The organism is Coprococcus sp. AF19-8AC (assembly GCF_003603115.1).
Classification (GTDB): Bacteria; Bacillota; Clostridia; order Lachnospirales; family Lachnospiraceae; genus Coprococcus; species Coprococcus aceti.
Genome location: NZ_QTMI01000001.1, coordinates 1 through 13,116, shown reverse-complemented (window position 1 = coordinate 13,116; position 13,116 = coordinate 1). Strand labels below are relative to the sequence as shown.

Below are 13,116 nucleotides of genomic sequence, written 5' to 3'. Positions count from 1 at the left end.
AATACCGTTGTCCATATTTTTTATGAACAACGGTATTTTTTTATTTTACTATTCTGTACTTCTTTGAAACTGTACCCTTATACCTTCCGGAAAACTTTATCTTCACCGTATATGTTCCGGCTTTCTTTCTCGCCTTAGGGTATGTCACCTTGTAGTATTTTGATGATATTATCTTACCATCGCTATCCTTCACAGTCACCTTAGGTGTCTTTGTCTTACCATCATACTTATATCTCGTCTGTGATAATGTAACTCTCTTTATCTTCTTGACAACGATATACTTCTTCTGGCCGCATTTTCTGCATGTATGTAACACCTTGCCATCGTTTCTGGTAGTTGCTGTTTTTACTACCTTGCCGGAATATACATGCGCACATTTTCCTGTTACGGTTACCGTATATGATGCCGAACGCGATCCAACTGTGGCTGTGATCTTCACAGTTCCCTTTCTGAGACCTGTTACCACTCCTGTAGATGACACCTTTGCAATAGCGGAATTCGATGTTTTCCACTTAGCTCCCGCAAGTACCTTATACGATGTACTTCCATACTGTCCAAGAACCGCCTTGAGTGTGAGGGGTATCTTCTGTCCCTCCTGCACGCTCTTATTTCCGGTCATCTTAACCGATGTGATATTGTCCTTCTGCACCTCCACCGTAACATCGCTCTCACCAGTGGACTTAGCCATAGTCTCAGCCTGACTGCCGCTTCCCATGAACTGGGCTGCAGTCGTGTTCGGATAAGATGCATTCTTATTTATAAATGTACCAACACCCACATACCTGTTTGCTGGATTTATCATGGATGTGTAATGTCCGGTCACCGCTCCAGGAGTTCCCTTCACATAGGCATCCTTCTCGCTGTACCACTGCTCAATACCCATGAGCATGCTCTCTGACCAGTTCCACGCAAGCACCTCGGAAGTCGGCCAGCCATTTCCCGGATATTTGAAATCAAATACAGGCTTTCCGTTGAGTCTTGAGTGATACATTGTAACACTCGCCTCCGCAGCTCTGATCCTTGCTATCTTCTCAAGTTCTGCCGACCACTTGATCGGCACATAGTCGTCAAGCGTCAATTTCCGTCCATCAATCTTAACACCCTGCTTACATGCTTCATAACGGATCTGATTGATCCTCTTCACTGCAGCCGAAGCCTCCGACACATACTTGCCCTTCATTGCTATAAACACGCAATTGGCAGATGGTTTTGTCACATCCGCAGGTATTGTCGCCGCTTCAGCACTTGTTCCTCCCGGCACGATCACTGACAATCCAACTGCAACTGCGATCGCCAGAGCCATTATCCGGTGTAACAACTTCTTCTTTTGTACTCCCATAGTTTGAATTTGTCCTCCTCTTATAATATGTATCAGCCTATTGATATTATTATAACTCATTATGGGATTTATTGCATGCCTATTTGCTCAACAATACAGTACATCGCATTAATCTATGTACTCAGGCATTATGTTTTCGCCTATAACACAATCCAACATTTCTTCAATTGTATTTCCATACTTTACAAGACAACCATCAGTATATCCATAAAACACATTATCTCCAGTACATAAAATTAGCATATTTCCATTATCATTTTCGCCTATTGGAATTACTGTATTAATACCTTCTATGTCATATTCATCTTCTAAATATTCTAAACTTTCTTTATACAGATTTTTTCCAATTGCTTTTAAAGGATTAAAATTTTTATCAGTTAATAAAAAACCTCTACTATTAAGAATATCTATTACTTCGTCAACATCTATTTGTCTTTCTGACGACCATCCCGCATCTATCAATCTCCCTTTTGTGTTTGCATTCATTATCAAATTATTCCTTCCTACTTATTAGCAGATTTGAAATATTCCATTCCTTATATTTTTCACCCATTGAAATGTTGTTTCTTTCACAGATTCATGTCTAATTAAAAATCAAATCCAACTATTGTCATCTAATCACTACTCTCTTTTGATTTAAGAAAATCTATTGTCATTTTTACAATCTTATATGAAGGCAAAATTGAAAATTCATAACTTACCTCATTTTAATCTAATAATTTAAAAAAAATATTTTATAGTAAACATTTCGAATTCTTAATTTCCATCATTTCTTCTTGATTCAAATTTTTAAATTCTATCCCAACGAAATCATCGTCTAGAACCAATACATTATTTAAATCATTAATCCTATATGCATTTAGAACACGCTCTTCAATATCATCTCTTAATATTAAAATTGCATTTTCTGACTTCCAAAATTTAAATTTCCCATCTAAGGTAACATTCATATTGTTCTCATTGAAATCCTTATTACACATACTAATTCCCATACCCTCATTTATAATTACGGGAATATCACTAATATTATTAATTATTTCATCTTGAACAAAATAGCTGACATACTCTATCATTCCATCTTCCGGATTAATTGCTATGTCCAACGGAGGCTTGCGCTTATCCTCATAAAACAAATGGTAGTTTTGTCCTATTCTTTTATCAACAACTGATATTTCAAATAAAACAAGCCCCTCTCCCATACATTCTATTTTTCGAATATATTTTTTGTTATTAAATACTTTTTCAAATTTCACCTTTTTCGCCCCTCTAATTGATCATCCCTGCTTTATCAACTTTCAGTGGAATATAACTATATTTATTTAGCTATGAATTAACTTTTGCTACCACGCTCGCTATAATATACTTGCCATTTATCTTCCTTTGCAATGCATAATTTTTCATTTGGCAAGCCTCCCACCATTATTGAATATAATTCTTGTGGAATCCCCATCATTTCTAGTTCTTTTTCTAATTGTTCGACTGTCATGCTTATTGAATTCTCCTTAAAATCCCATCATCCAGTGTATCCGGCAACCAATATTGTATTCCTCCACCTAGTTCATCAAGCCAAGATGCTATATTCAATAACCTCACCTTTGTTTGCCAGATGTGGATCTTTCTCTACTTCAGATCTATTTCGAATTCAAAGACTGTGATTTATTTTTTAGGTTATGTGCCTTAAGTGGAAACATAATTAGATAAAATACTTTTTACTTTGTAAATTTTTTATAATATTCATTATCTTTATAAGATTGTTCAATTTGATAAAACAAATCAACATCCTTCTCATCTGACCACACATCAAATCCAACATATTGAGAAGTACGATATTGGATACAAATATTATATTCTTCGATCCGAAACTCTCTTGACTTTTCTGTTTTGGTTAAATAAATATGCAAATCTTTCTTTAATGGATATTCTTTACCTTCATAATACATTATTGGTCCATTATCTGTAGGATATAATGCAAAAAAAATATTCTCCGCTTTGAAATATTTCCCTGTAAAATACGGCATTTGTTTTTTTCCATTATTATATTCTCTTTCTCCAGTAATTCTATTCAACATACAATGCTCATGTATTTCTATATTTGATAATTCAACAACTGCATCAATCATACTATTGTCTCATTAGTTTACTGAATATGTTCTTAAATTACTCTCCTGTTTGTTCCTGTACTAATTGCAAAACAAAATCCCCAAAATCTTCTGCTAATATTTCAACGACTTCATATTCCTCACCATCGTAAGACGCCATTATAACTCTGGGCTCCTTTTGCTTATTTAGGTGGGAATAATCCAAGTACGCCATACTGCCATCATCAAAATCATATATCGGAATCCACTCCTCAGGCAAACTATATTCATCCCTGTCATTCAGCGCATAAGCAACAGAATTTCCTTCCAATATTCCAGAATCATCATCTGGGTCAATTCCAAAAATTTCGCTGCCATAGAAGGATAAGTATCCATATTTTTCATAAAATTCTCTACATTGATTCGAAAATTTTATATTAAGTATTTGCTCTGACTTTCTGATTTCTTCTTCACTTTTTCCACCTGCTGTAGTATAAAATTTACATTTGGGTGCCAACTCCATTGCCTTAATAAAATTTGTGTAACTCATATATACCTCCGCATCATAATATTTTATAGCTCGACATCATCTTTCTGCGATACCCCCCTCTCCTTTACATTATTGTCTAACAATAGTATTGCATCATCAATTATTTTTTGTCAACAGCCGTTTAGTTTTTCTTAGTTCATTTATAAAAATGTCCATTCTATATATATCATTTGATTGTTATTCCAAGTCCTTTTTCTTGCCGCTGTACTTGTTCCCCAAAAACCATAGCCCTTTCTTTGAACTTCCTGTATTATACTCTCAATTTGCTCTTCTAGAAGTTCTTCGTGCTCATGTGGCGGCTTCCAAAATTTCATTGTATCTCTCCTGAAACTTGTTCTGCATATGCCCCCCCGAGTCTAAATTCCATCATCCAGCATCTCTACCAACAGCATTTTAGTTTTTTTAATTTAATTGCAAAAAATACATTGTTTTCATAACAAATACTGTTATGAAAACAATGTACTTTTACAAATCAAAAATTTTACGCTAATTGTTTTAACCTAAATAGTCTTTTTTATTTCTTCCAAATCCTTTCATCAAAGCATCTTGAACTATACTGACATTATTAACCTACTCTCTTGCTTATAGGTTCTCATCATAAATATTCAATTTTTCTACGTTTATTGTTAAATAGCAATTTTTCAAGGCGTAAAACCGCTCATCAAAATTTGTTTCTATTTCTATAATTGTATCACCAAATTGAAATGTTGCGCATCCGTCTTCTTCATATTCAAGCAATAATAGGGTAATTTGAATGTTTCCATCCACCATTTCTATATGATATTCTTTCGTATCACATAAAACAAAGGACTCATAATCACATAACATATCAATATCCATTTCAACATAATATACCTTATCAATCGGTCTATTATTACCCTTCCATATTCCCTTTGCATTTCCATAATCAGTAGAAAAATACACAACTTCATCCAATACTTTTTCAACATATATTTTCATTTTATCTGTCACCTACTTCTTAATTCTAATAAGCGTATTAAAGTATTCAATCACATCATTCGCCGAATCATTCAGCCTTGGTTGCCTTTGCCGGTATTGATCCAACCACCATCTGACTGCCACCGGTGCAGTGGCAAGAAAGCCTACCACCATAATCTACGCCGTATTTCGGGATGGTAAGCCTTATGAGCCTAAGAAATTCTGTTAATATATGGTAGTGAGACTACGAATTAAGCCTGCCGGCGGGAGGCTTAGTTGTGATGCTCATTTTTAAATTTTCGAACTTTATCACACCACTCATCAATTAATTGACGAAGTTCTTTTGTATCAACTTCACACCAATTCCCCATAGCATCCTCTGCCAGATTATCATATACTTTAGTCGTTTTAGGACTTATTTCCGCACAACATACATTTCCATTTACTTCTTCATATTCACTTTCCCCTGACAGTACTCTATCAAAACCTAATTTAATCCATTTTTCAAAGGGCAATACATCGCATGACATAAAAGTTGTCAACAACTGATATTTCTCATCAAATATGATACTTATATCCTCAATACCATTTTTTAATTTATATTCTTCTATTCTGTATTTCATTTCTATTCCTCCGGAAATGCTGAAATAATTTTACCACTTTGATCCAAAAACATATCTATTTTCATACCATTATTAGCTACTCCCTGATATGTATTTCTTGTGCCATGAAAACAATGCGTTCTGAGTCTGTGAAGGACAATATTCAGTTTTGATTTTTGATGTCCTTAAGTGCACCCAGAAGGCAAATTTCGTCCTAGAAGTGTCTCTAAATTAATCTTCATAGATAAATCGCCTTTGGCGAGAATCGTTCCGATTAATTAAAGATCGTGGTTGATTTTTTAGGTGGTGGGCATCCTCACGTGGAGACATAATACATATTATTCAAAAACAATTTGAACCGTATTTTCATTCATATTTCTCTGAACTTCCTGTATTATACTCTCAATTTGCTCTTCTAGAAGTTCTTCATGCTCATGTGGGGGCTCCCAAAATTTCATTGTATCTCTATATACCACAAACTTTTTGCCTACAAGCATTTCTCCTTCTGCTTTTACAACATATCCGTTCCCCAGATCAATTTTTACGTAATTCATACTACCTGTTATTTTCATGTTTTTCTACCTCTAGATAATAATTTTTCCTTGCTGGATTTTTCTAATTTCTAAATGGTCTTATATGTACTCAGAGGGAAAATCATCCCTAAGGCATGCAATCTTCCTTGCTGCAACCACCTGTCCTTTTCACAACAGTCCTTTAATGCCTATTACAAAAAGAAGCGTGAGCAGGGCAAACACCATCTGACTGCCACAGGTGCAGTGGCAAGAAAGCTTACCACCGTAATTTATGCCGTGTTACGGGATAGTAAACCTTATGAACCTAAGAAGTTCTGTTAAATGTCTGGTAGTGAGACTAGGATTTAAGCCTGCCCGTGGGGAGGCTTAGTTTGCATGTGTAAAGATTAATCAAACTCCTCTATCATAATGCTACATGGACTAAAATTTTCATCTCTTTTCCATTCACACTTACCTTTCTTAGATACTAGAACCCTAAATTCATCACTATATACTTCATCTTCATCATCCAAATAATACAGCAAGCCATAACTACCCGTGGCAATCTTAGTAATGTTCTCATACATACTAATCATCTCTTCTGTTCTTTCTGTCTTATGGTTTTCCATCACACTAAACTGAACAAAACGCGAATAATTTTTTTCTATTACTTTTAATTCATTGTATTTTAACTTCTTGATTAAATTATCAATGTCATCAAATACTTTTTTTTCATCTATTTCTGGATGTAAATCTTCATCCAAATATGTAGCTCTTATCTCTAACCACGCATAAATCGTTACCATAGTAATCCTCTTTCTTTTCTAATTTAAAATTCCCAAAGGTTCAGTATCTATTATTACCTCAACCCCATATCTCTCGCTATACTCGTATAATTTATCAAGTACTTCCTGACTCGGAATTCCCTCAAATTGATAATAAATTTTTCTTTCGTATTTTTTTGCTGCTTCAAAAGTCGCTTTCATCTGTGTTCTAACCGTTTTATTAACACATTTTAATGGTGGTTTAGCTTGTGCAATATATTGATCTGAAATCACATCAAATTCACGCTGAATTGGATCATCCGCAAAAGCAGATCTCGATTGACCTCCAATTCTTTTAGCTAATTCATCAGCTGCTGCATCTTTAGTATTACATTGAATTATTTCCCTTGACTTCCCATAGCTGGTCTCACAAGTAATACTACTTTCAGACTCCACCCGTCCTTTGCTAGTAGACATAACCTTATTCTTTCCATCTGCTTTTGACGATGACTTTCCACCCTCAAAAACTGACCGCAAAACAAATGATGTCATTGCACACTCTGCCCAGGCCTTGGCTACATCTCCGCCTGTTATTGCTTTATCATATTTGTTTCCATGATATATGTATGTAGCAAGAAAGCTTACCACCGTAATCTATGCTGTAGTACGGGATGGTAAGCCCTATGAACCTAAGAAATTCTGTTAATATATGGTAGTGAGACTACGAATTAAGCCTGCCGGCGGGAGGCTTAGTTGTAGTGCATAGAAATAATCTCATCAACATATTCTTTCAAATCATCTTCCAAATCTTCCCTTATAGCAATAATTGATTCCCAATTTAAATCTTTTCCTATATCATAATAATTCACAGCATCACATATCATATTCAATATTGCCTCTCTTGTCTGATACTTCATACCTTGAAAATTAATTGTTACATAGTCTTCAATTAACAACAAAAGTTGTTCTTTGGAATAATCGTGCATTCTAATTCTATCATCCATATTGGAGACCAACTCCTCTAATTTTTTTTCATCCAATATCCTTAACACCTCCATTAATCACCCACTAATTCAATTTTGATATGGATCCAAGATTGGTATATGTGTATCATTAATAATAACCTCATCATAATCCGGACCATTGGGATTAAAATACTTTGCTTCACGAAAATCATTTATTGTAGGGTCAAAATATCTTCTACCACATTGAACTCTAACAACCCAACCATTATAAGCATTAGAGCCAACCGGGGCACTTGGGTCCACATTGTGTACTCTAACTCTATATGTCTGCCCATTCTGAACCCACTTAAACTCAAATCCTTCTGTAGCTCCTCCCTGTACTGGATATAACTCTCTCAAAACTGCTTCATCTGGAATTCTATCCAATATCTCGTCTACATTACTTCCTTCTAATTCTGTAAAATCACCAATTTTTCCACTTGACTTCCCATAGCTGGTCTCCGTCTTTGACGATGACTTTCCACCTACAACAGACTGCATAGCAAACGATGTTGCCGCACTTTTTACCCAAGTCTTAACTATATCTCCGCCAGAAAAGTCTTTATCATACTTATTTGAATGATACGCGTATACCACAGTATCTACAGTTGCATCAGATACCATATTCATAGCTTTTACAGCCATGACTCTTCCTACTGTGAGTTCTGCCCCTGACATAATTGCAGATGTTCCAGCTCCTAATCCTCCACTGATTGCACCCAATATTGCTCCAGATTCAAAGCCACTTGCAAATCCATCAAAAACGACTTTCCTGCTTTCACTGATGCTTCTTCTTAACTTTTACTATAAAGCAATGCGTTCTGCATCTTTGATAAATTTTTTAGTTTTAATTTCGGTTGTCATTATATGGATACATTATCAATTTATTTTCTTGCATATCTTTTCATTTTTCGCAAAAAAAACTCACACGCCTCTGATTCTGTTTCAAACAATTTCAATCCACTTTTGCTACCACGCTCGCTATAATATACTTGCCATTTATCTTCCTTTACAATGCATAATTTTTCATTTGGCAGGCCCCCCACCATTATTGAATATAATTCTTGTGGAATCTCCATCATTTCTAGTTCTTTTTCTAATTGTTCTACTGTCATGCTTATTGAATTCTCCTTAAAATACCAGCATCTAATAATTCATCTACTGTATCTGGCAACAAATATTGTATTCCTCCGCCCGGTTCATCAAACCAAGATGCTATACTACCCGATTTTACATTAATTGGTTCAACAACCTCAAATACACTATATGGTCTTTGGTCTGTTCCTGGTTGTAACACTTCATCCATTGGTATATCAGCAAATTCATTTTTTTCTGTCCAATTTATTGCCCCTGTTTCTTGATTATAATACTTTGGATTGTCAAATACATCCTTATACTTTAAATAAAGTTCATCGTCAGGTGTATAATCCCAATAGATAGAGGTGTGCGTCACCACTCTTGAAGCACTTGTGACTTCGTTCATTGAGACTGCTCCCTCTGCTTTGCAGGATTTTGCGTATTAGCTGGATGTTGGCAGCATATGTGCTGTACTTCGTATATCTAACCAGATTGTTACCCGCATTGAAGTGAGGATTCTATCTACTTATAATTCATAAAAGAAAGGATTTCAATTATGTACATCGTAGGCATTGATATTGGCAAAAATCATCATGAAGCATCCATTGTTTCACCTGAAGGCAAACAAATCGGTCCTTCTCTTCGCTTTGCAACTACACACAAAGGTGCAGATTCTCTTATGAGCTTTATCTTTAAAAACATCGGTAATTCCCCTTGTGTATTTGGCATGGAAGCTACAGGTCATTACTGGTATCCCATTTATTCATTTCTAAAAGCAAAAGGATATACTATCTATGTAATCAATCCTATCCAGTCTGATTCTTTGAGAAAAATGTATATACGACAAACCAAAAACGACTCAATTGACTCTTTTTTGATTGCAGAAGTGATACGTTTCGGTCAGTTTGGGACTACTTCCATGGGCATTCTGGAAAAGTATCTCACCCCTGAGAATATTGAGAATGCACCAATAGATGAGCTCTTTGAAATCACAAAAGATAAGAGCCACAACCGACTTACCAAAGCTAAAGCCATTTCCATCAAAGAAGCTGCAGCTGATACCTTTGGTATTAAGATAGCACAGGATGCTTTCTCTTTCCAGTTAAAACAGCTCATTGACAGAATGAATTTTCTTGATAAGCAGATTGAAGCTCTTGACTGCCAGATTCTTGAGTACTACGAGAAGTTTGATTGTTATCTTCATACCATTCCCGGAATAGGCATGATTGCTGCTGCAACCATTCTTGCTGAAATCGGTGATATAAACAGATTTAAGAGTTCATCTGCCTTAGTTGCCTTTGCAGGTATTGATCCAACTGTACGACAATCCGGTGAATTTAGCAGCACTCATAATCACATGTCCAAACGGGGTTCACCTTACTTACGGCATGCCATTTTTCTCGCTGCAACTACCCGTTCTTTCCATAACAGTCCGTTGAATGCATATTACAAAAAGAAACGTGACCAAGGTAAACATCACTTAACTGCCACAGGAGCTGTAGCAAGACTATGATTTAAGCCTGCCTGTGGGGAGGCTTAGTTGTGATGCTCATTTTTGCTTCCATATTATATTCACGTTTTCCTGCTAAACACTCTAAGAAATACATCCACTCATCTTTGCTAACCTCTTCTTCGCCACTGGCATAATGTTTTAATGTAAAAAAAGCATCTGTTATCAGTTCCTCATCTGAGTCATATATTTTTTCACAATCAAAATCGTCAATTAAATATTCCATTAATACATTTTTATCTATATCACCTTTTACTACTTTTTCTATTATTTTTTCCATTTCATTATGATACATATCAACCTCCTAACTAATGTCCCTTGTTTATCAATTGTCCCGATGAAATTCTTACAGCATCAAAGTCTCTGTGAATAATATATCCCCTGGCATCTGTAACTTCATGAATCAAATATTTTGTTCCTAATTCATCACTATATTTATATACAACAGAAGTTCCTCCTTCAGTAGATGCACGGGAACTCATTATCCTTTTATTCAACAGTGAAAAATCTTCTCCTCTAGCTTCAACCTGTCCAATTTTATCTATTGTGGCTTTATCTGTATAAAATTTTCCATTTCGATTTTCAATATTAGTCAGAAAATCTGCTGTAGTATCATATTTTCCACGACTTCCCATAGCTGGTCTCACAAGTAATACTACTTTCAGACTACCCCCGACCTTTGCTAGTAGACATAACCCTATTCTTTCCATCTGCTTTGGGTGATGACTTTCCACCCTCAAAAACTGACCGCAAAACAAATGATGTTATTGCACACTCTGCCCAGGTCTTGGCTACATCTCCGCCTGTTATTGCTTTATCATATTTGTTTCCATGATATATGTATGTAGCTGTACCTATTATTGCCCCCTCTTCAACGCCACTTGCAAATCCATCAAAAAACGACTTTCCTGCTTTCACTGATGCAGCGCCATTCATTATACCAGATATTGCTGATCCCACGAGGGCAGATGTCGCTATAAACTGTGTTACCGTGGCGGCCGCCGCCCCTAGTACAGCAGGGCAGACTATCACAACCGCTGCTGTAACCACAAGCACGCCTATGCCTATAGCCAGCTTTCCTTCACTGGTCTCATCCTCCAATTATTTTTTTCAACAATTTTAAGCTTACCTTATTCTATTTCTTATCTTTCACCTAACCCCCTCCTGCTATTATTCTTCCATTTGTAGCATATTCCTCAATCCATCCAATCCACGGTGCAGGAAATTCTATGCATCTTCCAGAAGTTGTGTCTTCAAGCCTGCCAATTAATGCCAAGTTACGACTTATCCGCTTTAAACACCTGCTTTGATGCGTCCCTGTTCTTGTATAGTCTCACAACTTCCTTTCCACCAGAAAGTAACTGGACGCAACACTCCATTGTCTCTAATAAATTTAAGCATGAAAGTGCCAGTAGCTTTTTATGTCTACTGGCTTTTCACATAACAAAATAAGCAACGTTCTTATTTCATCAGATATTCTTAATATTCTTTTCTATTTGAAGTAACATAATCTAATTTAGCCTTACTACCACTCTCTACACTCTTGACTATAAAATTTATCAACTGCTACCGCTGCATTATACAAGGAGTCTATGTTTGCGAGATTGTCATCTTCGAGTATTGCTCTTCTAAATCCTAATGTCCCTCCATCTGATTCATCCATTTTATTTGAATCCAACTTATTTTTATATTCTTCTATAATTTTTTCCATTTTACTAAGATACTCTCTTGTATAATCATCAACATCATCTTTAATTTTTCCTATTTCACATTGTAAATCACTTAACTTTTTTTTCATAATTTCTCTTTTCATAATTTCTCTTTTCATAATTAAACACCTATTCCTTTATATTTCTTACTTCCGTAATCCAATTTGAATCAAACTTACTAAATAAAATTTGTTTACCATTTCCAGGTCTAGGATCGCTAATTTTAGTTTGTGCTTTTGCTGTTCCAATAGCATGAGTAACTTCTGTTTTCTTCTTCACTCTAGCAACTTTTACAACATTTCGATTTCCCCATTCTTTTGATAATGCCATTTTATCCATATATTCTTCAATTGTAGAAATTCCATTAGCCTCATCAATTGTTGTCCAATACCTAAGTGATGCGTTTGGCGCATCAGAACTAAATTGAACTAAAATCATATCTTCTTTTACAACATCTCTAACTTCAACATCAGTATTAAAATCATCTACCAAACTATCCGCAAATCTATTTGAGTAATCCTTTATTGATGATTCTCTACCACTCTTACATTTAAAACTACCTTCAGGCTCCCCCCGTCCTTTGCCTGTAGATATAACACCATTCCCACCATCCGTCTTTGACGATGACTTTCCACCTCCAACAGACTGCATAGCAAACGATGTTGCCGCACTTTTTACCCAAGTCTTAACTATATCTCCGCCAGTAAAGTCTTTATCATACTTGTTTGAGTGATACGCATATACCACACTATCTACAGTTGCATCAGATACCATATTCATAGCTTTTACAGCCATGACTCTTCCTACTGTGAGTTCTGCCCCTGACATAATTGCAGATGTTCCAGCTCCTAATCCTCCACTGATTGCACCCAATATTGCTCCAGATTCAAAGCCACTTGCAAATCCATCATAAAATGAGTTGCCGGAATTCATGGAAGCTATTCCATTCATAACACCTGACGTGGCTGCACCAATAATAGCAGATGTCGCTATAGACTGTGTTACCGTGGCGGCCGCCGCCCCTAGTACAGC

Annotated in this window: 22 protein-coding genes and 2 pseudogenes; 2 read left to right on the top strand and 22 right to left on the bottom strand. The window is 35.9% G+C overall.

Going from position 1 to position 13,116, the window contains the following annotated elements:
• Positions 1–40: 40 nt before the first annotated feature.
• From DWX57_RS00105 to DWX57_RS00070, 10 genes are all read right to left on the bottom strand, one after another.
• Positions 41–1,339 carry a CAP domain-containing protein gene (locus DWX57_RS00105; protein ID WP_165852735.1) on the bottom strand — a complete coding sequence of 433 codons (1,299 nt, stop codon included), beginning with the start codon at positions 1,337–1,339 and terminating at the stop codon, positions 41–43.
• A 108-nt stretch (positions 1,340–1,447) separates the two neighbouring features.
• Positions 1,448–1,825, bottom strand: a complete 378-nt coding sequence (locus DWX57_RS00100; protein WP_120122810.1) for a hypothetical protein — start codon at positions 1,823–1,825, stop codon at positions 1,448–1,450.
• Between the two features lie 248 nt (positions 1,826–2,073).
• Positions 2,074–2,592 carry a hypothetical protein gene (locus DWX57_RS00095; RefSeq protein ID WP_118649324.1) on the bottom strand — a complete coding sequence of 173 codons (519 nt, stop codon included), beginning with the start codon at positions 2,590–2,592 and terminating at the stop codon, positions 2,074–2,076.
• A 77-nt stretch (positions 2,593–2,669) separates the two neighbouring features.
• Positions 2,670–2,825 (bottom strand): hypothetical protein, encoded by a 156-nt coding sequence (locus DWX57_RS14000; RefSeq protein WP_158564577.1) that lies wholly within the window; start codon positions 2,823–2,825, stop codon positions 2,670–2,672.
• Positions 2,826–3,048: 223 nt separating this feature from the next.
• Positions 3,049–3,459, bottom strand: coding sequence for a hypothetical protein (locus tag DWX57_RS00090; protein ID WP_118016794.1), 411 nt, complete (start codon positions 3,457–3,459; stop codon positions 3,049–3,051).
• 37 nt (positions 3,460–3,496) lie between these two features.
• Positions 3,497–3,967 carry an SMI1/KNR4 family protein gene (locus DWX57_RS00085; protein ID WP_118016795.1) on the bottom strand — a complete coding sequence of 157 codons (471 nt, stop codon included), beginning with the start codon at positions 3,965–3,967 and terminating at the stop codon, positions 3,497–3,499.
• Positions 3,968–4,107: 140 nt separating this feature from the next.
• Positions 4,108–4,281 carry a hypothetical protein gene (locus DWX57_RS13995; protein ID WP_158564578.1) on the bottom strand — a complete coding sequence of 58 codons (174 nt, stop codon included), beginning with the start codon at positions 4,279–4,281 and terminating at the stop codon, positions 4,108–4,110.
• Positions 4,282–4,549: 268 nt separating this feature from the next.
• Positions 4,550–4,927 (bottom strand): hypothetical protein, encoded by a 378-nt coding sequence (locus DWX57_RS00080; protein WP_118016796.1) that lies wholly within the window; start codon positions 4,925–4,927, stop codon positions 4,550–4,552.
• A gap of 251 nt (positions 4,928–5,178) precedes the next feature.
• Entirely contained in the window at positions 5,179–5,529 is a 351-nt protein-coding gene (locus DWX57_RS00075; protein WP_243003500.1) for a hypothetical protein, read from the bottom strand.
• Between the two features lie 317 nt (positions 5,530–5,846).
• The gene (locus DWX57_RS00070; protein WP_055274067.1) at positions 5,847–6,080 is read right to left on the bottom strand and encodes an Imm74 family immunity protein; all 234 of its coding nucleotides are present in this window, start codon (positions 6,078–6,080) and stop codon (positions 5,847–5,849) included.
• Positions 6,081–6,162: 82 nt separating this feature from the next.
• Here DWX57_RS00070 and DWX57_RS14775 point away from each other — a divergent pair.
• A pseudogene (locus tag DWX57_RS14775) lies at positions 6,163–6,362 on the top strand (IS110 family transposase); the annotation flags it as partial.
• Between the two features lie 65 nt (positions 6,363–6,427).
• On the opposite strand, the gene DWX57_RS00060 reads toward DWX57_RS14775, so the two are convergent.
• From DWX57_RS00060 to DWX57_RS00035, 6 genes are all read right to left on the bottom strand, one after another.
• On the bottom strand, positions 6,428–6,826 hold the full coding sequence (locus DWX57_RS00060) for an Imm7 family immunity protein (protein ID WP_007884552.1): 399 nt from the start codon (positions 6,824–6,826) through the stop codon (positions 6,428–6,430).
• 18 nt (positions 6,827–6,844) lie between these two features.
• Positions 6,845–7,261 (bottom strand): restriction endonuclease fold toxin, encoded by a 417-nt coding sequence (locus DWX57_RS00055; protein WP_243869244.1) that lies wholly within the window; start codon positions 7,259–7,261, stop codon positions 6,845–6,847.
• A 272-nt stretch (positions 7,262–7,533) separates the two neighbouring features.
• Entirely contained in the window at positions 7,534–7,788 is a 255-nt protein-coding gene (locus DWX57_RS00050) for a hypothetical protein (RefSeq protein ID WP_133300859.1), read from the bottom strand.
• Positions 7,789–7,857: 69 nt separating this feature from the next.
• A complete protein-coding gene (locus DWX57_RS00045; RefSeq protein WP_133300858.1) occupies positions 7,858–8,511 on the bottom strand; it encodes a polymorphic toxin type 30 domain-containing protein in 654 nt (217 codons plus the stop codon).
• A 161-nt stretch (positions 8,512–8,672) separates the two neighbouring features.
• The gene (locus DWX57_RS00040) at positions 8,673–8,903 is read right to left on the bottom strand and encodes a hypothetical protein (RefSeq protein WP_055148017.1); all 231 of its coding nucleotides are present in this window, start codon (positions 8,901–8,903) and stop codon (positions 8,673–8,675) included.
• A 2-nt stretch (positions 8,904–8,905) separates the two neighbouring features.
• Positions 8,906–9,271 carry a TNT domain-containing protein gene (locus DWX57_RS00035; RefSeq protein WP_055148020.1) on the bottom strand — a complete coding sequence of 122 codons (366 nt, stop codon included), beginning with the start codon at positions 9,269–9,271 and terminating at the stop codon, positions 8,906–8,908.
• A gap of 150 nt (positions 9,272–9,421) precedes the next feature.
• Between DWX57_RS00035 and DWX57_RS00030 the strand changes: the two are divergent.
• Positions 9,422–10,372, top strand: a pseudogene (locus DWX57_RS00030) (IS110 family transposase); the annotation flags it as partial.
• Between the two features lie 7 nt (positions 10,373–10,379).
• Here the strand turns inward: DWX57_RS00030 and DWX57_RS00025 are convergent.
• The 6 genes from DWX57_RS00025 to DWX57_RS00005 form a co-directional block, all read right to left on the bottom strand.
• Positions 10,380–10,670 carry a hypothetical protein gene (locus tag DWX57_RS00025; protein WP_055148023.1) on the bottom strand — a complete coding sequence of 97 codons (291 nt, stop codon included), beginning with the start codon at positions 10,668–10,670 and terminating at the stop codon, positions 10,380–10,382.
• 13 nt (positions 10,671–10,683) lie between these two features.
• A complete protein-coding gene (locus tag DWX57_RS00020; protein ID WP_015533323.1) occupies positions 10,684–11,010 on the bottom strand; it encodes a hypothetical protein in 327 nt (108 codons plus the stop codon).
• Positions 11,011–11,041: 31 nt separating this feature from the next.
• Positions 11,042–11,476, bottom strand: coding sequence for a hypothetical protein (locus DWX57_RS00015; RefSeq protein ID WP_055148026.1), 435 nt, complete (start codon positions 11,474–11,476; stop codon positions 11,042–11,044).
• Between the two features lie 52 nt (positions 11,477–11,528).
• Positions 11,529–11,651, bottom strand: a complete 123-nt coding sequence (locus tag DWX57_RS14500) for a hypothetical protein (protein ID WP_256364695.1) — start codon at positions 11,649–11,651, stop codon at positions 11,529–11,531.
• 249 nt (positions 11,652–11,900) lie between these two features.
• A complete protein-coding gene (locus DWX57_RS00010) occupies positions 11,901–12,203 on the bottom strand; it encodes a hypothetical protein (RefSeq protein WP_015533324.1) in 303 nt (100 codons plus the stop codon).
• 10 nt (positions 12,204–12,213) lie between these two features.
• On the bottom strand, positions 12,214–13,116 hold a 903-nt coding region (locus DWX57_RS00005), incomplete at its 5' end, for a hypothetical protein (RefSeq protein WP_330514197.1).

What these genes read in the sequence shown, in the direction of transcription:
- DWX57_RS00105 (WP_165852735.1), bottom strand. Translation starts at nt 1,339, where the DNA reads ATGGGAGTACAAAAGAAGAAGTTGTTACACCGGATAATGGCTCTGGCG.
- DWX57_RS00100 (WP_120122810.1), bottom strand. Translation starts at nt 1,825, where the DNA reads ATGAATGCAAACACAAAAGGGAGATTGATAGATGCGGGATGGTCGTCA.
- DWX57_RS14000 (WP_158564577.1), bottom strand. Translation starts at nt 2,825, where the DNA reads ATGACAGTCGAACAATTAGAAAAAGAACTAGAAATGATGGGGATTCCA.
- DWX57_RS00090 (WP_118016794.1), bottom strand. Translation starts at nt 3,459, where the DNA reads ATGATTGATGCAGTTGTTGAATTATCAAATATAGAAATACATGAGCAT.
- DWX57_RS00085 (WP_118016795.1), bottom strand. Translation starts at nt 3,967, where the DNA reads ATGAGTTACACAAATTTTATTAAGGCAATGGAGTTGGCACCCAAATGT.
- DWX57_RS13995 (WP_158564578.1), bottom strand. Translation starts at nt 4,281, where the DNA reads ATGAAATTTTGGAAGCCGCCACATGAGCACGAAGAACTTCTAGAAGAG.
- DWX57_RS00080 (WP_118016796.1), bottom strand. Translation starts at nt 4,927, where the DNA reads ATGAAAATATATGTTGAAAAAGTATTGGATGAAGTTGTGTATTTTTCT.
- DWX57_RS00075 (WP_243003500.1), bottom strand. Translation starts at nt 5,529, where the DNA reads ATGAAATACAGAATAGAAGAATATAAATTAAAAAATGGTATTGAGGAT.
- DWX57_RS00070 (WP_055274067.1), bottom strand. Translation starts at nt 6,080, where the DNA reads ATGAAAATAACAGGTAGTATGAATTACGTAAAAATTGATCTGGGGAAC.
- DWX57_RS00060 (WP_007884552.1), bottom strand. Translation starts at nt 6,826, where the DNA reads ATGGTAACGATTTATGCGTGGTTAGAGATAAGAGCTACATATTTGGAT.
- DWX57_RS00055 (WP_243869244.1), bottom strand. Translation starts at nt 7,261, where the DNA reads ATGTCTACTAGCAAAGGACGGGTGGAGTCTGAAAGTAGTATTACTTGT.
- DWX57_RS00050 (WP_133300859.1), bottom strand. Translation starts at nt 7,788, where the DNA reads ATGGATGATAGAATTAGAATGCACGATTATTCCAAAGAACAACTTTTG.
- DWX57_RS00040 (WP_055148017.1), bottom strand. Translation starts at nt 8,903, where the DNA reads ATGACAGTAGAACAATTAGAAAAAGAACTAGAAATGATGGAGATTCCA.
- DWX57_RS00035 (WP_055148020.1), bottom strand. Translation starts at nt 9,271, where the DNA reads ATGAACGAAGTCACAAGTGCTTCAAGAGTGGTGACGCACACCTCTATC.
- DWX57_RS00025 (WP_055148023.1), bottom strand. Translation starts at nt 10,670, where the DNA reads ATGTATCATAATGAAATGGAAAAAATAATAGAAAAAGTAGTAAAAGGT.
- DWX57_RS00020 (WP_015533323.1), bottom strand. Translation starts at nt 11,010, where the DNA reads ATGGGAAGTCGTGGAAAATATGATACTACAGCAGATTTTCTGACTAAT.
- DWX57_RS00010 (WP_015533324.1), bottom strand. Translation starts at nt 12,203, where the DNA reads ATGAAAAGAGAAATTATGAAAAGAGAAATTATGAAAAAAAAGTTAAGT.